At 63.7% G+C, this 17,310-nt stretch carries 17 protein-coding genes; 10 read left to right on the top strand and 7 right to left on the bottom strand.

Annotation, left to right across the window (positions count from 1 at the left end):
- Positions 1–10: 10 nt before the first annotated feature.
- Positions 11–922 (bottom strand): oxygen-dependent coproporphyrinogen oxidase, encoded by a 912-nt coding sequence (hemF, locus tag ACMGGG_RS23960; protein ID WP_414154544.1) that lies wholly within the window; start codon positions 920–922, stop codon positions 11–13.
- Between the two features lie 133 nt (positions 923–1,055).
- Between hemF and ACMGGG_RS23955 the strand changes: the two genes are divergently transcribed.
- Complete coding sequence (locus ACMGGG_RS23955) at positions 1,056–2,033, top strand: NADPH:quinone reductase (RefSeq protein WP_063541948.1); 978 nt, start codon at positions 1,056–1,058, stop codon at positions 2,031–2,033.
- A gap of 151 nt (positions 2,034–2,184) precedes the next feature.
- On the opposite strand, the gene ACMGGG_RS23950 is transcribed toward ACMGGG_RS23955, so the two are convergent.
- The 3 genes from ACMGGG_RS23950 to dprA all read right to left on the bottom strand — a co-directional run bounded on the left by ACMGGG_RS23950 (position 2,185) and on the right by dprA (position 4,648).
- Entirely contained in the window at positions 2,185–2,484 is a 300-nt protein-coding gene (locus ACMGGG_RS23950; protein WP_063541946.1) for a DUF6124 family protein, read from the bottom strand.
- A gap of 471 nt (positions 2,485–2,955) precedes the next feature.
- Positions 2,956–3,513 (bottom strand): L-threonylcarbamoyladenylate synthase, encoded by a 558-nt coding sequence (locus ACMGGG_RS23945; protein ID WP_112897038.1) that lies wholly within the window; start codon positions 3,511–3,513, stop codon positions 2,956–2,958.
- Positions 3,514–3,550: 37 nt separating this feature from the next.
- Entirely contained in the window at positions 3,551–4,648 is a 1,098-nt protein-coding gene (gene dprA / locus ACMGGG_RS23940; protein ID WP_414154543.1) for a DNA-processing protein DprA, read from the bottom strand.
- A gap of 208 nt (positions 4,649–4,856) precedes the next feature.
- Between dprA and def the strand changes: the two genes are divergently transcribed.
- The 5 genes from def to ACMGGG_RS23915 are packed head-to-tail and all read left to right on the top strand — an operon-like array spanning position 4,857 to position 9,380.
- The gene (gene def / locus ACMGGG_RS23935; protein ID WP_054893037.1) at positions 4,857–5,363 is read left to right on the top strand and encodes a peptide deformylase; all 507 of its coding nucleotides are present in this window, start codon (positions 4,857–4,859) and stop codon (positions 5,361–5,363) included.
- A 60-nt stretch (positions 5,364–5,423) separates the two neighbouring features.
- On the top strand, positions 5,424–6,356 hold the full coding sequence (gene fmt / locus ACMGGG_RS23930; protein WP_414154542.1) for a methionyl-tRNA formyltransferase: 933 nt from the start codon (positions 5,424–5,426) through the stop codon (positions 6,354–6,356).
- Positions 6,353–7,663, top strand: coding sequence for a 16S rRNA (cytosine(967)-C(5))-methyltransferase RsmB (gene rsmB, locus ACMGGG_RS23925; protein ID WP_414154541.1), 1,311 nt, complete (start codon positions 6,353–6,355; stop codon positions 7,661–7,663). Before fmt ends, rsmB begins: the two co-directional genes overlap by 4 nt.
- 23 nt (positions 7,664–7,686) lie before the next feature.
- The gene (trkA, locus tag ACMGGG_RS23920; protein WP_054893034.1) at positions 7,687–9,060 is read left to right on the top strand and encodes a Trk system potassium transporter TrkA; all 1,374 of its coding nucleotides are present in this window, start codon (positions 7,687–7,689) and stop codon (positions 9,058–9,060) included.
- Positions 9,061–9,071: 11 nt separating this feature from the next.
- The gene (locus ACMGGG_RS23915) at positions 9,072–9,380 is read left to right on the top strand and encodes a tetratricopeptide repeat protein (protein ID WP_414154540.1); all 309 of its coding nucleotides are present in this window, start codon (positions 9,072–9,074) and stop codon (positions 9,378–9,380) included.
- 177 nt (positions 9,381–9,557) lie between these two features.
- Here the strand turns inward: ACMGGG_RS23915 and ACMGGG_RS23910 are convergent, their stop codons facing one another.
- A complete protein-coding gene (locus tag ACMGGG_RS23910; RefSeq protein ID WP_054893032.1) occupies positions 9,558–10,445 on the bottom strand; it encodes a lysophospholipid acyltransferase in 888 nt (295 codons plus the stop codon).
- 41 nt (positions 10,446–10,486) lie between these two features.
- Positions 10,487–11,038, bottom strand: a complete 552-nt coding sequence (locus tag ACMGGG_RS23905; RefSeq protein ID WP_054893031.1) for a DNA-3-methyladenine glycosylase I — start codon at positions 11,036–11,038, stop codon at positions 10,487–10,489.
- Positions 11,039–11,122: 84 nt separating this feature from the next.
- Here ACMGGG_RS23905 and glyQ point away from each other — a divergent pair, with 84 nt between their 5' ends.
- From glyQ to ACMGGG_RS23885, 4 genes are all read left to right on the top strand, one after another.
- Positions 11,123–12,070 (top strand): glycine--tRNA ligase subunit alpha, encoded by a 948-nt coding sequence (gene glyQ, locus ACMGGG_RS23900; protein ID WP_025337182.1) that lies wholly within the window; start codon positions 11,123–11,125, stop codon positions 12,068–12,070.
- A complete protein-coding gene (gene glyS / locus ACMGGG_RS23895; RefSeq protein ID WP_063541934.1) occupies positions 12,067–14,121 on the top strand; it encodes a glycine--tRNA ligase subunit beta in 2,055 nt (684 codons plus the stop codon). The genes glyQ and glyS overlap by 4 nt, the downstream gene beginning before the upstream one ends.
- 3 nt (positions 14,122–14,124) lie before the next feature.
- Positions 14,125–14,652: a D-glycero-beta-D-manno-heptose 1,7-bisphosphate 7-phosphatase gene (gene gmhB / locus ACMGGG_RS23890; protein WP_414154539.1), complete on the top strand. Its 528-nt coding sequence runs from the start codon at positions 14,125–14,127 to the stop codon at positions 14,650–14,652.
- Between the two features lie 61 nt (positions 14,653–14,713).
- Positions 14,714–15,484, top strand: coding sequence for a lysophospholipid acyltransferase family protein (locus ACMGGG_RS23885; RefSeq protein WP_063541930.1), 771 nt, complete (start codon positions 14,714–14,716; stop codon positions 15,482–15,484).
- A gap of 203 nt (positions 15,485–15,687) precedes the next feature.
- On the opposite strand, the gene ACMGGG_RS23880 is transcribed toward ACMGGG_RS23885, so the two are convergent.
- Positions 15,688–17,307, bottom strand: a complete 1,620-nt coding sequence (locus ACMGGG_RS23880; RefSeq protein ID WP_414154538.1) for an MFS transporter — start codon at positions 17,305–17,307, stop codon at positions 15,688–15,690.
- Positions 17,308–17,310: the final 3 nt, after the last annotated feature.

Here is a 17,310-nt window from a genome sequence, read left to right as displayed (position 1 = left end):
ATCCACAGATTCACTGGCCGAGCCAGTCGCGATCCTGCAGGAAATACTCGGTCAGGCGCGCTTCCTCGCTGCCAGGGGTGGCCTTCCAGTCGTAGTCCCAGCGAACCTGCGGCGGCAACGACATGAGGATGGATTCGGTACGTCCGCCGGATTGCAGGCCGAACAGCGTACCGCGGTCGTAGACCAGGTTGAACTCGACATAGCGCCCACGGCGATATTCCTGGAATTCACGCTGCTGCGCGGTGTAGGGGGTGTTCTTGCGCCGCTGCACGATCGGCAGGTACGCCTCGATGTAGGCATCGCCGATGGCACGGATGAAGGCGAAGCAGGTGTCGAAATCCCACTCGTTCAGGTCATCGAAGAACAGCCCGCCAATGCCACGGGGTTCGCCGCGGTGCTTGAGGTGGAAGTAGCGGTCGCACCAGGCCTTGTAGCGCGGGTACACGTCGGCGCCGAAGGGGGCACAGGCCTGTTCGGCGACGCGGTGCCAGTGGATGCAGTCTTCCTCGTTGCCGTAGTACGGGGTCAGGTCGAAGCCGCCACCGAACCACCACACTGCCTCTTCGCCCTCTTTCTCGGCGATGAAGAACCGCACGTTGGCGTGGGACGTCGGCACATGCGGGTTGTACGGGTGAATCACCAGCGACACGCCCAGCGCCTCGAAGCCACGCCCGGCCAGCTCCGGACGGTGCGCGCTGGCCGACGGCGGCAGGCCTGCGCCGAACACGTGGGAGAAGTTGACCCCGCCTTTCTCGATCAGCTTGCCCTCGCCGATCACCCGGGTGCGACCACCGCCGCCAGCATCACGAACCCAGGCGTCCTCGACGAAGCGGGCGCCGCCGTCCTCGGTTTCGAGGGCGGCGCAGATGCGGTCTTGCAGGTCGAGCAGATAGGCCTTCACGGCCTCGGTACGGCTGGTCATCGGGTCACCTGGGAGGGGCAGGGAGGAATTCGCCGCGTAGCATACCACCGGCCAGCGCCGCGCCGCAGTTGACGGCAGTCAAGCAAAGGCGTCCGATAGAGGGCCTTTGCGATGACGACAACAGGAGTGTGTGATGGCCAAGCGTATTCAGTTCAGCCAGCATGGCGGCCCGGAAGTCCTGCAGCTCGTGGACTTCGAACCGACACCGCCCGGCCCGCAGCAGGTGCGCGTGCGCAACCATGCGATCGGTCTGAATTTCATCGATACCTATTTCCGTGGCGGGCTCTACGCGCCGCCATCACTGCCTTCAGGCCTGGGCACCGAAGGTGCGGGTGTGGTCGATGCGGTGGGCGAGGGCGTCACCCGCTTGAAGGTCGGCGACCGCGTCGGCTACGGCGGCGGGCCGCTGGGCGCCTATGGCGAATACCACACCCTGCCGGAAGCGAACCTGGTGAAGCTGCCTGACAGCATCAGCTTCGAGCAGGCTGCGGCCGTGATGCTCAAGGGCCTGACCACCCAGTACCTGCTCAAGCAGACCTACGCGGTGCAGCCCGGCGACTTCATTCTGTTCCACGCCGCAGCAGGTGGCGTCGGCTCGCTGGCTTGCCAATGGGCCAAGGCCTTGGGCGCCAAGCTGATCGGCACTGTCAGCTCGCCCGAAAAAGCCGAACGCGCCAAGGCGCTGGGGGCCTGGGCGACCATCGACTACAGCCATGAAGACGTGGCCAAGCGTGTGCTGGAGCTGACCGAAGGCAAGAAGTGCGCGGTGGTGTATGACGGCGTAGGTGCCGACACCTGGCTGACTTCGCTCGACTGCCTGCGCCCGCGTGGCTTGATGGTGAGCTTCGGCAATGCCTCCGGCGCGGTGAGTGGCGTGAATCTGGGAATTCTGTCGCAGAAGGGCTCGCTGTACGTGACCCGACCGACCCTGGCCAGCTACGCCAATAACGCCGAGAACACCCAGGCCATGGCCGATGACCTGTTCGCGATGATTGCCAGTGGCAAGCTGGTGGTGGATATCCAGCAGCGCTATCCGCTGAGCGAGGCGGCGAAAGCGCAGGAGGCCTTGTCGGCGCGCCAGACGGTGGGGTCGACGGTGCTGTTGCCCTGAGGGCCCCATCGCGGGACAAGCCCGCTCCTACAGGTTCAGCGCCGTTCATGCGTGCCGCGCGGTTCCTGTAGGAGCGGGCTTGCCCGCGAAAAGCACACCGCGGTTCGTCGCCCCGACAAGCCCGCTCCCACCGAGGGCTCTGCTCAAGTCATCAGGCTTGGGGGCTACCCGCAGACTCGATTCCATCCAGCATCGCTTCGACCAGGCCCTCTGCCAGCTCGATGGCATGCAGGCTCGACCAGAACATGCCCCGACCGCCGTCGCTCAGGTGGTCAACGGCTTTGATGCCAGTGTCGTAGGCACAGCGCAGGTAGAGGGCGACGTGGACCAAGGCGTCGTGGGGTTCGATGTCGGGGTTGACGGTGAAGAGCGGGGGATGGCCGGCGTCGCAGCGGCCGAAGGGGTGGGCGGTGGTTTTGGGGAGGGGTGGATCGGGGACTAGCTTCTTCATAATTGCTCCAGTGATGGAGCTGACACCCTTTCGTTACCACACGGTTGGGTGGCAGCTGTACGCGGAGTGGTAAACCGGACTGGAGGCATTTCCGGCAGGCAAAAGCCTCCCGCGCACAGCCGCCATAAGCGGCATTGCCCCAGAAACACCGGGTTACCACACCCGATCGCCAAGTTGTTCGGCGACGGTCTGGAGCCTAGAGGTAGACGTTCCCACTGAGAAGGTAATGGCGGTCGACAGGCTGCGTAGGATATTTCCCTAAGTCAGAAATGTGCAGTCTTGAGGATCAGAATCAGAAAACCCTGATGAGCGGTGCCTCTCTCCCTTGAGGAGCAACTGTCTTGCTCAAAATCTAAAGGTCAGCCCAATCCCCTGTGGGAGCGGGCTTGTCCCGCGAACACCGGCAGAGCCGGTGCCATGCACCGCGGTGGCCTTTTCGCGGGCAAGCCCGCTCCTACAAGTGTCGAACAATCAACCCGGCCGCACTACTTCGCCCGTGACCAGATCGCGAATCACACTCGGATTTCTGCGTCCGCCCAACGCGCCGCCGAGCACCAGATCGAGTTCGTTGTGGAAATACTGTTCCACACGCAACCGGCTCTTGGCCGCCGGCCGCCCGGCCGGGTTGGCGGAGGTGGAGATCAGCGGCCCGACCAGCGCGCACAGCTCACGCACCTGCGGATGATCGCTGACCCGCAGCGCCACCGTATCGTGCTGGCCGGTCACCCATTCGGGCAACAGGTCCTGGTGCGGCACCAGCCAGGTGTTCGGGCCCGGCCAGGTGCTGCCCATGCGATCGATCCAGTCTTCGGGGAAATCCTCGAACAGGAAGTCGAACTGGCGGATGTTGTCGGCGACCAGAATCAGGCCTTTATCCACAGGGCGTGACTTGAGCGCCAACAGGCGGTACACCGCATCTTCGTTCCACGGGTCGCAGCCCAGGCCCCAGACCGCTTCCGTTGGATAGGCGATCACCGCACCCGCCTTCACCTCACGCGCGGCTTGTTGCACACGCCAACTGCTCACCATTGCTGTCTCTCCGCTTTAAGCCTGATGCGCAGTGTACTTAGGCGGAACGGGCAAACCAACGTCCGGCTTCACTGCTGACCCGTCCTTCGAGTTCGAGCTCGGTCAGACTGGCCAGTACCTGGGCCAATGGCAGCCCGCTGCTGTGGGCCAGGCCCTCGCTGGTCTGCGGAGCGGCATGCAGCAACGCCAGCAGTGGATGGCCCGGTTTCTCCACAGACGCAGGAGGCAGGTTCTGCCAACCGCGCAGGCTGTCGAGGATCTGCCCGACACTCTCCACCAGCAGCGCACCATCGCGAATCAGTTGATGGCAGCCCTTGGCGCCCGGGTGGTGAATGGAGCCGGGAATCGCGTACACCTCCCGTCCCTGTTCGGCAGCCAGCCGGGCGGTGATCAACGAGCCGCTGGCCAGGCTGGCCTCCACGACCAGCACGCCGAGGGACAGGCCGCTGATGATCCGGTTGCGGCGCGGGAAGTTACCGGCCAGTGGTCCGGCGTCCAGCGGGTACTCCGAAACCAGCGCGCTGCCGCTGTCGATCATGGCCCGTGCCAAGTCGCGATGGCGCTGTGGATAAAGTTTTTGCAACCCTGTGCCGAGCACCCCGATCGTGTGGCCGCCAACGTTCAACGCAGCCCGATGAGCGGCGCCGTCGATACCCAGTGCCAAGCCGCTGGTGATAGTGAACCCGGCCTGAGCCAGGCAACGGGAAAACGCACCGGCCGTATCCAGCGCCGGGGGTGAAGCACGCCTGCTGCCCACGATCGCCAACTGCGGCCGTTCGAGCAGGGCAGGGTCACCGGACACGAAAAGCAAAGGCGGCGGATCGTCTATCTCGGCCAGCAATGCCGGGTATCCAGGGCCGTCCCACATCAATAAACACTGGCCCGGACGCTCTAGCCAGGCCATTGCAGCCAATGCGCCATCGCGTACTTGCGCACTGCGCCGGGCGTCTATACTGGAAGCCTTCAGGCCTAGAGCACGCCACGCGCTGGCCGGGGCACTGAGTGCCGAAGAGGCGCTGCCGAATGCTTCGATGAGGGTATGGAAACGACGCAAGCCAATATCGGGAAGGCGATGCAGACGCAGCCGCGCCTCCAGTTCCGCCGGAGTGCAAGGCGACGAGCGGGATGGGTTCATGGTGGATCGTCCTTGATCGGCAGGAGGCCAATGAAGCGGCACATCCTGTGGATAACTTTGTGAGTAACACTTTGAAAAGCTGTCGATCAAAACGGCAGCTATCAAGCCCATAGAGACCCTAGCCAAGCTTCACAGGTGCCGAACGCTCCATTTCCCTTTATTATGTGTGCTCAGTTTTCAACCAAACGCACAGTGACTGCCTGACCCTATGGCCATCTTGAACATCCTCGAATTCCCCGACCCGCGCCTGCGCACCCTCGCCAAACCGGTAACGGAGTTCGACGACGCCCTGCAGCAGCTGATCGACGACATGTTTGAAACCATGTACGAAGCGCCCGGCATCGGCCTGGCCGCGACCCAGGTCAACGTGCACAAGCAGGTCGTGGTGATGGATCTTTCCGAAGATCGCAGCGAACCGCGAGTGTTCATCAACCCCAGCGTCGAAGAGCTGACCCACGACATGGGGCAGTACCAGGAAGGCTGCCTGTCGGTGCCAGGCTTCTATGAGAACGTCGACCGCCCGCTGCGCGTGCGGGTCAAGGCCCAGGATCGCGACGGCAAGCCCTACGAGCTCGAGGCCGAGGGCCTGCTGGCGGTGTGCGTGCAGCACGAGTTCGATCACCTCAACGGCAAGCTGTTCGTCGACTACCTGTCTCAGCTCAAACGCGACCGGATCAAGAAGAAGCTGGAAAAGCAGCACCGCCAGCAAGCCTGATCCCCACCTTCCAGAAGGCTTGCTCCGGCAAGCCTTTTTCTTTTTTGAAGCGAGAACTCCATGCGCATCGTCTTCGCAGGCACCCCAGAGTTTGCCGCCGAACACCTCAAGGCCCTGCTCGACAGCCCTTACGAAATCGTGGCTGTCTTCACCCAGCCCGACCGTCCCGCCGGCCGGGGCCAGAAGCTCATGCCGAGCGCGGTCAAAGCCCTCGCATTGGCCCATGACATACCGGTGTACCAGCCACAGACCCTGCGCAATGCCGACGCGCAGGCTGAACTCGCCGCACTGAAACCGGACCTGATGGTGGTGGTCGCCTACGGCCTGATCCTGCCGCAGGCGGTGCTGGATATCCCGCGCCTTGGCTGCATCAACAGCCACGCCTCCCTGCTGCCACGGTGGCGCGGTGCGGCGCCGATCCAGCGCGCCGTCGAGGCCGGTGATGCCGAGAGCGGCGTAACCGTGATGCGCATGGAAGCGGGCCTGGACACCGGCCCCATGCTGCTCAAGGTCACCACACCGATCAGCGCCGACGACACCGGCGGCAGCCTGCACGACCGCCTCGCCCAGCTGGGCCCTGGCGCCGTGGTGCAAGCCATCGCCGGCCTTGCCGACGGCAGCCTGCAGGGCGAGGTGCAGGACGACGCCCTGGCCACCTATGCACACAAGCTGAACAAGGATGAGGCGCGTCTGGACTGGAGCCGCCCGGCCGTGGAGCTGGAACGCCTGATCCGCGCCTTCAACCCGTGGCCGGTATGCCACAGCACCCTCGACGGCGAAACCGTGAAGGTGCTGGGCGCGAACTTGTCCACAGGCAAAGGTGAGCCAGGCGAGATCCTCAGTGCCAGCAAGGACGGCCTGGTGGTCGCCTGCGCTGACGGCGCCCTGAGCCTGACCCGCCTGCAACTGCCCGGTGGCAAGGCCCTGGCCTTCAGCGACCTGTTCAACAGCCGCCGCGAGAAGTTCGCAAGCGGCAAGGTGCTCGGCCAATGAACCCACGCCTGGCCGCCGCCCGCGCCCTGGCCGCCGTCCTCAGCGGCAAGGCCTCGCTGAACAGCTCGCTGCCCGCGCAACTGGACAAGGTCGAGGAGCGCGACCGCGGCCTGACTCAGGACCTGGCCTTTGGCACCGCCCGCTGGCAGCCGCGCCTGGACCTGCTTGCTGCACAACTGCTGCAAAAGCCGTTCAAGGCCGCTGACGCCGATGTACAGGCGCTGCTGCTGGTCGGCCTGTACCAGCTGTTCTACACACGTATTCCGGCACACGCCGCCATCGGCGAAACCGTCGGCTGCGCCGACAAGCTCAAGAAGCCCTGGGCCAAGGGCCTGCTCAACGCCGTGCTGCGCCGCGCCCAACGCGAGGGCGAGGAACTGCTCACCGGCATGGAGCGCGACCCCGTGGTCCGCACCGCCCACCCGCGCTGGCTGCAGAAGTCGCTCAAGGCGTTCTGGCCGGAGCAATGGGAAGCCATCTGCGCCGCCAACAACGCCCACCCGCCAATGATCCTGCGGGTCAACCGCCGTCATCACAGCCGTGATGCGTATCTGGCGCTGCTGGCCGAGGCTGGCATCGGCGCCAGCGCCTGTCCGTTCAGCCGTGACGGCATCGTGCTGGCCGAGGCCTGCGACGTGCGCGGCCTGCCGGGCTTCGCCGACGGCTGGATCAGCGTGCAGGACGAAGCCGCACAGCTGTCGGCCGACCTGCTGGAACTGGCCCCCGGCCAACGCGTGCTCGATGCCTGCTGCGCCCCTGGCGGCAAGACCTGCCATCTGCTCGAAGCCGAGCCGGGCCTGGCGCAGATGGTCGCCATCGACCTGGAGGCCAAGCGCCTGGCGCGGGTGCGCGAGAACCTCGACCGGCTGAAGCTCGATGCCGAGCTGATCGCCTGTGATGCTCGCGATACCGCCAGTTGGTGGGACGGCAAGCCGTTCCAGCGCATCCTGCTCGACGCCCCATGCTCGGCGACCGGCGTGATCCGCCGCCACCCGGACATCAAGCTGACCCGTCAGGCCGAGGACATCCCGGCCCTGGCCGCACTGCAGGGTGAGCTGCTCGATGCGCTGTGGCCGACACTCGAAGTCGGCGGCATGCTGCTCTATGCCACCTGCTCGAGCCTGCCGACCGAGAACACCGACGTGATCGACGCCTTCCTCGCCCGCACCCCCGGTGCCCGTGAGCTCGACCTGGCAACCGAGGCCGGTCTGCGCCAGCCCCACGGCCGCCAGCTACTGGCCCAGGAAGGCGGCCACGACGGCTTCTACTATGCCAAGCTGATCAAGATCGCCGCCTCGCGCGGATAAGAACGAAAGGTAGGGAGTAGCGGATGAAGATCATCATCCTCGGCGCAGGCCAGGTAGGCGGTACGCTGGCCGAACACCTGGCGAGCGAAGCCAACGACATCACGGTGGTCGACACCGATGGCGAGCGCTTGCGTGACCTGGGCGACCGCCTCGACATCCGCACCGTGCAGGGCCGCGCCTCGCTGCCCACGGTACTGCGCCAGGCCGGCGCCGATGACGCCGACATGCTGGTGGCGGTGACCAACAGCGACGAGACCAACATGGTCGCCTGCCAGGTGGCCTATTCGCTGTTCCACACCCCGACCAAGATCGCCCGGGTGCGCGAGTCGTCCTACCTCAGCCGCGAGGAACTGTTCGACAACGACCACATTCCGGTGGACGTGCTGATCAGCCCCGAGCAGGTGGTGACCAACTACATCAAGCGCCTGATCGAACACCCCGGCGCCCTGCAGGTGATCGACTTCGCCGAGGGCAAAGCCCAATTGGTGGCGGTCAAGGCCTACTACGGCGGCCCGCTGGTGGGTCAGCAACTGCGCCAGATCCGCGCGCACATGCCCAATGTCGATACCCGCGTGGCCGCGATCTTCCGCCGCGACCGGCCGATCAAGCCCCACGGCGACACAGTGATCGAGGCTGACGACGAAGTGTTCTTCATCGCCGCGAAGAAGGATATCCGTGCGGTGATGGGCGAGCTGCGGCGTATCGACGAGACCAACAAGCGGGTGGTCATCGCCGGCGGCGGGCAGATCGGCGAGCGTCTGGCCGAAGCCATCGAAAGCCGCTATCAGGTGAAGATCATCGAGATGAGCCCGGCACGCTGCCGGCATCTTTCGGACAACCTCGAAAGCACCGTGGTGCTGCAGGGCAGCGCGTCGGACAAAGACCTGATGCTCGAAGAAAACATCGCCGAAGCCGATATCTTCCTGGCCCTGACCAACGACGACGAGGCCAACATCATGTCGTCGCTGCTGGCCAAGCGCCTGGGCGCACGCAAGGTGATGACGCTGATCAACAACCCGGCCTACGTCGACCTGGTGCAGGGCGGCGATATCGACATCGCCATCAGCCCGCAGCTGGCGACCATCGGCACGCTGCTGGCCCATGTGCGCCGTGGCGATATCGTCAGCGTGCACTCGCTGCGGCGCGGTGCAGCGGAAGCCATCGAGGCAGTCGCCCATGGCGATTCGAAATCGAGCAAGGTGATCGGCAAGGCCATCGAAGACATCGCCTTGCCACCTGGCACCACCATCGGCGCGATCATCCGCGACGAGGGGGTGCTGATCGCCCACGACGACACCGTGATCGAGGCAGGTGACCATGTGATCCTGTTCGTTGTGGATAAAAAGCACATTCGCGATGTGGAGAAGCTGTTCCACGTCGGCTTGAGTTTCTTCTAGGGGAAGAAGGCATGCGCGAATCGCTGGAAAAGATGCTGGCCAAGGGTGTGGATAACCCGCTGCTGAGGTTCGGCCTGGGCAAGGCCTGGCTGGATGAAGGCAAGGGCGCCGAAGCGGCGGTGCACCTGGCCTGCTGTGTCGAGCAGGACCCGAAATACTCGGCGGCGTGGAAGCTGCTGGGCAAGGCGTATCAGCTCGAAGGCGACATCGCTGCGGCGCGTAGGGCCTGGGAAGAGGGGATCGCCGCGGCGCAGACGCATGGCGACAAGCAGGCCGAGAAAGAAATGACCGTGTTCCTGAAGAAACTCAACAAGGCCTGACAGACGCCGCGGTCCTTGTAGGAGCGGCGGTTCGCCGCTGCGACTTGTCCCGCGATCGGGCGCGAAGCGGCCGTAAAACCAGACGCCGAGATCTATCAGGAAAATCTCGGTTGCCGAGGTTGCGGCCGCTTCGCGCCCGATCGCGGGACAAGCCCGCTCCTACAGAGTGTGGATAACTCAGTACCAGCGCGGCTCGCCGGCCGGGCGCTTCTTGAAGCGCTTCATGCTCCACATGTACTGGCTCGGGTACTCGCGCACATAGCGCTCGACCACACGGCTCATGGCCGCCGCAGCCACAGCCACATCCGCGCTGTACATCTCTTCGGGCGCCGCCTCAAGGAACACCTTGAAGCCGGAGCCATCCGGCAGACGCAGGGCATGCAGGAACACACCCACCGCCTTGCCGCCAGCGAGCATGTTGGGCACGAACTTGCTGGTCAGCGCCTGGGTGCCGAGGAAGGGCACGAACACTCCCGCCGACTCGGCCGGCTCAGGGTCGGCAGGAATGCCCACCTGCCCGCCGCGACGCACTTCCTTGATCACGCTGAGAATGCCTTCCTTGGTCGAAGGCGCCACGCGGTTGCCCATCTGCACGCGCTGCTCGCGCAGCAGGTCATCCACCGCCTTCAGCTTGGGCGGACGGTAGAAGATGATCGGCTTGCACTGGTTGCAATAGAAGTGGTTGAGCACCTCCCAGTTGCCCAGGTGGCTGGTGATGCCGACCACCCCTTTGCCAGTGGCCAGGGCTTGCTCGAGCACTTCCAGGCCGTGCACTTCCTTGACCAGCTCCAGCGACTGCTGAGGCGGGCGGATCCAGGCCCAGGCGCTTTCGACGAAAGACTTGCCGATATCCTTCAACGCACGCCCCACCAACTGCTCACGCTCGGCAGGGTTCATCTCGGGGAAGCACTTGGCGAGGTTGATCCGCACCACGTTGCGCGACCCGTTGGGGATTTTCCACATCAGCCAGCCGATACCGGCACCGACGCGCTGCACCGCGCCCCAGGGCAGTTTGGCGAACAGGCGCAGCACCCCGACCATTAGGGCGCCCTTGAACTTTTCCACAGGCCAATTCCTTATTTCTGCAAGGCGCGCATTGTAACGCCTCAACGCACCAGCGCGGCGTAGCGATCGCAATCGGTGGTGTGGTCCATGACCATGCCGGTCGCCTGCATGAAGGCGTAGCAAATGGTCGGACCGACAAAGGTGAAGCCCTTTTTCTGCAGGGCCTTGCTCATCGCCTTGGCTTCGTCGGTGATCGCCGGGATGTCGGCGCGCCCCTGGTAATGGTTGATCTTCGGCTCGCCGCCGACGAACGACCACAGCCACTCGCCGGGGTTTTCCAGCGCCAGCCAGGCGCGCGCGTTGCGGCGCACGGCATTGAGCTTGAGGCGGTTGCGGATGATGCCGGGATCGAGCATCAGCTCTTCTATGCGCTCGTCGCTCATCTCGGCCAGTTGCACCGGGTCGAAGCCTTGCAGCACCTGGCGATAGCGCTCGCGTTTCTTCAGCACGGTGATCCACGAAAGGCCCGCCTGGAACCCTTCGAGCAAAAGCATCTCGAAGAGCAACGCCGGGTCGCGCTGTGGGGTTCCCCATTCCTGGTCATGGTAGGCCTGATACAAAGGATCGTCGGTACACCAAAAGCAGCGTGGCATAAGGCTCCAATTACGTAGAGGGCGAGGCGAATCGGGTTATACTCCCGCTCTTTACATCCGCATCCCCAGATACAGGTGAATTTCGTGAGCCAGCCTACGCCAGCCGTGCGTACCTTCCAAGACCTGATCCTCGCCCTGCAGAACTACTGGGCCGAGCAAGGTTGTGTGGTACTTCAGCCCTACGATATGGAAGTAGGCGCCGGCACTTTCCACACCGCCACCTTCCTGCGCGCCGTCGGCCCGGAGACCTGGAACGCTGCCTACGTGCAGCCTAGCCGTCGCCCTGCCGACGGACGGTATGGCGAAAACCCCAACCGCCTGCAGCACTACTACCAGTTCCAGGTGGTGCTCAAGCCGAACCCGGCCAACTTCCAGGAGCTGTACCTGGGCTCGCTGAAAGCCATCGGCCTGGACCCGCTGGTCCACGACATCCGCTTCGTCGAAGACAACTGGGAATCGCCGACCCTGGGTGCCTGGGGCCTGGGTTGGGAAATCTGGCTGAACGGGATGGAAGTGACCCAGTTCACCTACTTCCAGCAGGTTGGCGGTATCGAGTGCTACCCGGTCACCGGCGAGATCACCTATGGCCTGGAGCGTCTGGCCATGTATATCCAGGGTGTCGATTCGGTGTACGACCTGGTCTGGGCCGACGGCCCGTTCGGCAAGGTCACCTATGGCGATGTGTTCCACCAGAACGAAGTGGAGCAGTCGACCTACAACTTCGAGCACGCCAACGTCGAGAAACTGTTCGAGCTGTTCGACTTCTACGAAAGCGAAGCCAACCGCCTGATCAAGCTGGACCTGCCGCTGCCGACCTACGAAATGGTCCTGAAGGCTTCGCACACCTTCAACCTGCTCGACGCCCGCCGCGCCATCTCGGTGACCGAGCGCCAGCGCTACATCCTGCGCGTGCGCACCCTGGCCCGCGACGTGGCGCAAAGCTATCTGCAAGCCCGCGCACGCCTGGGCTTCCCGATGGCCACCCCCGAACTGCGTGATGAAGTACTGGCCAAGCTGGAGGCTGCACAATGAGTGCGCAAGATTTCCTGGTTGAACTGGGCACCGAAGAGCTGCCCCCCAAAGCCCTGGCCTCGCTGGGCGATGCATTCCTGGCCGGCATCGAGAAAGGCCTGCAGGCCGCTGGCCTGAACTACACCGGCAAGTCGGTCTATGCCGCGCCGCGTCGCCTGGCCGTGCTGATCCGCCAACTGGACGTGCAACAGCCTGATCGCAGCATCAACATCGACGGCCCGCCCCGCCAGGCTGCCTTCGACGCCGATGGCAACCCGACCCAGGCTGCACTGGGCTTCGCCAAGAAGTGTGGCGTGGAGCTGTCGGACATCGACCAGAGCGGCGCCAAGCTGCGCTTCTCACAGCACATTCCGGGCAAGGCCACCATCAGCCTGCTGCCAACCATCGTCGAGGACTCGCTCAACGACCTGCCGATCCCCAAGCGCATGCGCTGGGCCGCGAGCCGTGAAGAGTTCGTGCGCCCCACCCAGTGGCTGGTGATGTTGCTGGGCGACCAGGTCGTCGACTGCACCATCCTCTCGCAGAAAGCCGGCCGCGAATCGCGCGGCCACCGCTTCCACCACCCGGAAAACGTGCTGATCACCACCCCGGCCAACTATGTCGAAGACCTGCGCAAGGCCCATGTACTGGCCGACTTCGCCGAGCGCCGCGAGCTGATCGCCAAGCGCACCGCAGAGCTGGCCCTGCAGCAGGAAGGCAGCGCCATCGTGCCGCCGGCGCTGCTGGATGAAGTGACCGCGCTGGTCGAATGGCCGGTGCCGCTGGTGTGCTCGTTCGAGGAGCGCTTCCTGGAAGTGCCGCAGGAAGCCCTGATCACCACCATGCAGGACAACCAGAAGTACTTCTGCCTGCTCGACAGCGAAGGCAAGTTGCTGCCGCGCTTCATCACCGTGGCCAACGTCGAGAGCCTCGATCCGAAGCAGATCGTCGAGGGTAACGAGAAGGTCGTGCGTCCGCGCCTGACCGACGCCGAGTTCTTCTTCAAGCAAGACAAGAAGCAGCCTCTGGAAACCTTCAACGAACGCCTGAAGAACGTGGTGTTCCAGGCCCAGCTGGGTACGGTGTTCGACAAGGCCGAGCGTGTCTCCAGGCTGGCCGCCTACATTGCCCCGTTCATCGGCGGCAGTGCAGCCAACGCCGGCCGCGCCGGCCTGCTGTCCAAATGCGACCTGGCCACCGAAATGGTCGGCGAATTCCCTGAAATGCAGGGCATCGCTGGCTACTACTACGCCGTCAACGATGGCGAGCCACAAGACGTCGCCCTGGCACTGAACGAGCAGTACATGCCGCGCGGTGCTGGCGCTGAGTTGCCGGAAACCCTCACCGGCGCCGCCGTGGCCATCGCCGACAAGCTCGACACCCTGGTCGGCATCTTCGGCATCGGCATGCTGCCGACCGGTAGCAAGGACCCGTACGCACTGCGCCGCGCCGCCCTCGGCGTGCTGCGCATCCTGATCGAGAAGCAGCTGGACCTGGACCTGACCTCTGCGGTCGAGTTCGCGGTCAAGCAGTACGGCGCCAAGGTCAAGGCTGCAGGCCTGGCTGACCAGGTGCTGGAGTTCATCTTCGATCGCCTGCGTGCACGCTATGAAGACGAAGGCGTCGATGTGGCCACCTACCTGTCGGTACGTGCCCTGAAGCCGGCTTCGGCCCTGGACTTCGATCAGCGCGTGCAGGCCGTGCAGGCCTTCCGCAAGCTGCCGGAAGCCGAGGCCCTGGCGGCGGTGAACAAGCGTGTTTCGAACCTGCTGAGCAAGGCCGAAGGCGCCATCGCCGACCAGGTCGAGCCGAAGTACTTCGACAATGCCAACGAGTTCTCCCTGTACTCGGCGATCCAGCAGGCCGACCAGGCCGTGCAGCCAATGGCTGCCGCACGCCAATACAGCGAATCGCTGGCACGCCTGGCAGCCCTGCGCGATCCGGTCGACGCCTTCTTCGAGGCAGTCATGGTGAACGCCGAAGACGCCAAGGTACGCGCCAACCGTTATGCCCTGCTCAGCCGCCTGCGCGGTCTGTTCCTGGGCGTGGCCGACATCTCGCTGCTGGGGTAAGCCTTGAAACTGCTGATTCTCGATCGAGACGGAGTGATCAATCACGACTCCGACGCCTACATCAAGTCGCTGGAAGAGTGGATCCCCATTCCCGGCTCGATCGAGGCCATTGCGCAGTTGAGCAAGGCGGGCTGGACGGTGGCCGTGGCCACCAACCAGTCCGGCATTGCCCGCGGCTACTACCCCCTGTCCACGCTCGAAGCCATGCACGCGCGTCTGCGCGAGCTGGTCGCCGAGCAGGGTGGCGAGGTCGGGCATATCGTCTATTGCCCGCATGGCCCGGACGAAGGCTGCGAGTGCCGCAAGCCCAAGCCCGGTATGCTGCGGGCAATCGCCGAGTATTACCAAGTCGACCTGCGCGGTGTATGGTTCGTCGGCGACAGCACAGGTGACCTGGAGGCCGCCCTGGCCGTCGGAGCACAACCCGTGCTGGTGAAAACCGGTAAGGGGGAGAAGACCCTTAAAACGGGCATCCCTGAAAAAACCTTGATTTTCGACGATCTGGCAGCCATCGCCAGAGAACTTATTTAAAGAGTGCGCCTGTTTGGCGCACTTCCTCAGGCGGGCGCGCCCCGCAACGGTACATGCCACTATGTCGATCCTGCAGGCGATCAGAATCTTTCTTTTTTACCTGCTGTTGGGCACCAGTTCGCTGCTGTGGTGCTCACTGAGCTTCTTTGTCGCGCCTTTCCTGCCATTTCCCAAGCGCTACAAATTCATCAACGTGTACTGGTGCCGCTGCGCGGTGTTCCTGAGCCGCACCATCCTGGGCATTGACTACAAGATCACCGGCGCCGAGAACGTGCCCAAAGAGCCCTGCGTGATCCTGTCCAACCACCAGAGCACCTGGGAGACTTTCTTCCTCTCGGCGTACTTCTCGCCACTGAGCCAGGTGCTCAAGCGTGAGCTGTTGTACGTGCCGTTCTTCGGCTGGGCAATGGCGATGCTGCGGCCGATTGCCATCGACCGCAACAACCCCAAGGAAGCCCTGCGCCACGTGGCGAGCAAGGGCGACGAACTGCTCAAGCAGGGCGTCTGGGTGCTGATTTTCCCCGAGGGTACCCGCGTGCCCTATGGTCAGGTCGGCAAGTTCTCCCGCGGCGGTACCGCCCTGGCGGTGAACGCCGGCCTGCCGGTGCTGCCGATCGCCCACAACGCAGGCAAGTTCTGGCCAAAAGCGGGCTGGGGCAAGCGTTCGGGCACCATCGAGGTGGTGATTGGCGAGCCGATGTATGCCAACGGCACCGGGCCACGTGCCATCGCCGAACTCAACGATCGCGCTCAGGCGTGGAACGAAGCGACGCAGCGGGCCATGGGATCTTTGCCACCAGCAGAAGAAAACGTCACCGAGCCAATCGCCTGACGATCTGTGGATAAGGTGTTAGCAATTTTTGGATTAATGCTTTCGGATCGTAGATAAGCTATTGAATTAGCTATTTATTTCTCTGTATGACGTTTTTTCGAAAATCGTGCATAAGTTTTTTCGAGGCATAAAAAAACCGGCTTTTACGCCGGTTTTTTCATGCCTGGGCAACGGAGGTGTCTGCGTCGCGGGTCAACCCGCTGCTACACCTTGTCGATGTCCACATCCTTGGTCTCTTTAAGGCAGAAGATCCCCACCACCAGGCTGATGCCGGTGATAAATACCGGGTACCACAGCCCATAGAAGATATCCCCGGTGTACACCACCAGCGCGAACGACACCGTCGGCAGGAAGCCACCGAACCAGCCGTTGCCGATGTGATAGGGCAGCGACATCGAGGTGTAGCGGATGCGTGTGGGGAACAGCTCGACCATTACCGCTGCCAGTGGTCCGTAGGTCATGGTCGCGATCAGGATCATCGCCACGATCAGCACCACCACCATCACCTGGTTCACATGGGCAGGGTCTGCCTTGGCTGGATAGCCCGCCTGCTCGATAGCCGTGCGCATCGCGACTTCATCGAAGCCGTTGATGGTCTTGTCGCCAATGCTCACCGAAACATCGCTGCCCGTTGCAGCAACCGAGCTGTAGGGCAGGCCCTGCTTGACCAGGAACGTCTTGACCTTGTCGCAGGGGCTGTCGAAGCGTGCCTTGCCCACCGGGTCGAACTGGAAGGTGCAGCCTTGCGGGTCGGCACTGACCACGATCGGCGACTGCCGGCTGGCGGCGTCGATCTGCGGATTGGCGTAGTGGCTGAGCGCCTTGAACATCGGGAAGTAGCACACGGTCGCCAGCAGCAGGCCGATCATCAGGATCGGCTTGCGTCCCACACGATCCGACAGCCAACCAAAGAACACGAAGAACGGCGCACCGATCACCACGCTGATGATCAGCAGGGTATTGGCCTGGGCCGGGTCCATCTTGAGCATCTGGGTCATGAAGAACAGCACGTAGAACTGTGCGGTGTAGAAGGTCACGGCCTGGCCGGCGTTGATGCTGAACAGGGCGGTGAGCACCACCTTGAGGTTGGGCCAGGAGGTGAACGACTCGCGGATCGGCGACTTGCTGATCTTGCCCTGGGCCTTCATTTTCACGAAGGCTGGCGACTCGTGCATGCTCATGCGAATCCAGGTGGAGATACCCAGCAGCACGATCGACAGCAGGAACGGCAGGCGCCAGCCCCAGGTCTCGAACTGGTCGCCACTAATGTAACGGCTGCCCAGCACAACAATCAGTGACAGCAGCAAGCCGAGGGTGGCAGTGGACTGGATGAAGCCGGTGTGGAACCCGCGCTTGCCAGGCGGGGCATGCTCGGCCACGTAAGTGGCCGCACCACCGTATTCGCCGCCCAGGGCCAGGCCCTGGAGCATGCGCAGGATCACCAGGATGATCGGTGCGGCGATGCCGATGCTGGCGTAGGTAGGCAACAGGCCGACCGCGAAGGTCGACAGGCCCATCAGCACGATGGTCACCAGGAAGGTGTACTTGCGCCCGATCATGTCGCCCAGGCGCCCGAATACCAAGGCACCGAAAGGCCGCACGAGGAAGCCTGCGGCAAAGGCCATCAAGGCAAAGATGAAAGCGGTGGTGTCGTTGACCCCGGCAAAGAACTGCTTGCTGATCACCGCCGCCAGCGCGCCATAGAGAAAGAAGTCATACCACTCGAACACCGTCCCGAGGGATGACGCGAAAATGATCTTGCGTTCCTCACGCCGGCTGCCGCTGGTGGCTGCCGCGCCCTGCTCTTGGATGTAATCCGACATCGT

It is taken from the genome of Pseudomonas sp. BNK-44-b, from assembly GCF_047456245.1.
GTDB lineage: Bacteria > Pseudomonadota > Gammaproteobacteria > Pseudomonadales > Pseudomonadaceae > Aquipseudomonas > Aquipseudomonas machongensis.
The sequence above is the reverse complement of the archived record's forward strand: the minus strand, read 5'-3'. Positions and strand labels throughout refer to the sequence as shown.

What these genes read in the sequence shown, in the direction of transcription:
- hemF (WP_414154544.1), bottom strand. Translation starts at nt 922, where the DNA reads ATGACCAGCCGTACCGAGGCCGTGAAGGCCTATCTGCTCGACCTGCAA.
- ACMGGG_RS23955 (WP_063541948.1), top strand. Translation starts at nt 1,056, where the DNA reads ATGGCCAAGCGTATTCAGTTCAGCCAGCATGGCGGCCCGGAAGTCCTG.
- ACMGGG_RS23950 (WP_063541946.1), bottom strand. Translation starts at nt 2,484, where the DNA reads ATGAAGAAGCTAGTCCCCGATCCACCCCTCCCCAAAACCACCGCCCAC.
- ACMGGG_RS23945 (WP_112897038.1), bottom strand. Translation starts at nt 3,513, where the DNA reads ATGGTGAGCAGTTGGCGTGTGCAACAAGCCGCGCGTGAGGTGAAGGCG.
- dprA (WP_414154543.1), bottom strand. Translation starts at nt 4,648, where the DNA reads ATGAACCCATCCCGCTCGTCGCCTTGCACTCCGGCGGAACTGGAGGCG.
- def (WP_054893037.1), top strand. Translation starts at nt 4,857, where the DNA reads ATGGCCATCTTGAACATCCTCGAATTCCCCGACCCGCGCCTGCGCACC.
- fmt (WP_414154542.1), top strand. Translation starts at nt 5,424, where the DNA reads ATGCGCATCGTCTTCGCAGGCACCCCAGAGTTTGCCGCCGAACACCTC.
- rsmB (WP_414154541.1), top strand. Translation starts at nt 6,353, where the DNA reads ATGAACCCACGCCTGGCCGCCGCCCGCGCCCTGGCCGCCGTCCTCAGC.
- trkA (WP_054893034.1), top strand. Translation starts at nt 7,687, where the DNA reads ATGAAGATCATCATCCTCGGCGCAGGCCAGGTAGGCGGTACGCTGGCC.
- ACMGGG_RS23915 (WP_414154540.1), top strand. Translation starts at nt 9,072, where the DNA reads ATGCGCGAATCGCTGGAAAAGATGCTGGCCAAGGGTGTGGATAACCCG.
- ACMGGG_RS23905 (WP_054893031.1), bottom strand. Translation starts at nt 11,038, where the DNA reads ATGCCACGCTGCTTTTGGTGTACCGACGATCCTTTGTATCAGGCCTAC.
- glyS (WP_063541934.1), top strand. Translation starts at nt 12,067, where the DNA reads ATGAGTGCGCAAGATTTCCTGGTTGAACTGGGCACCGAAGAGCTGCCC.
- ACMGGG_RS23885 (WP_063541930.1), top strand. Translation starts at nt 14,714, where the DNA reads ATGTCGATCCTGCAGGCGATCAGAATCTTTCTTTTTTACCTGCTGTTG.
- ACMGGG_RS23880 (WP_414154538.1), bottom strand. Translation starts at nt 17,307, where the DNA reads ATGTCGGATTACATCCAAGAGCAGGGCGCGGCAGCCACCAGCGGCAGC.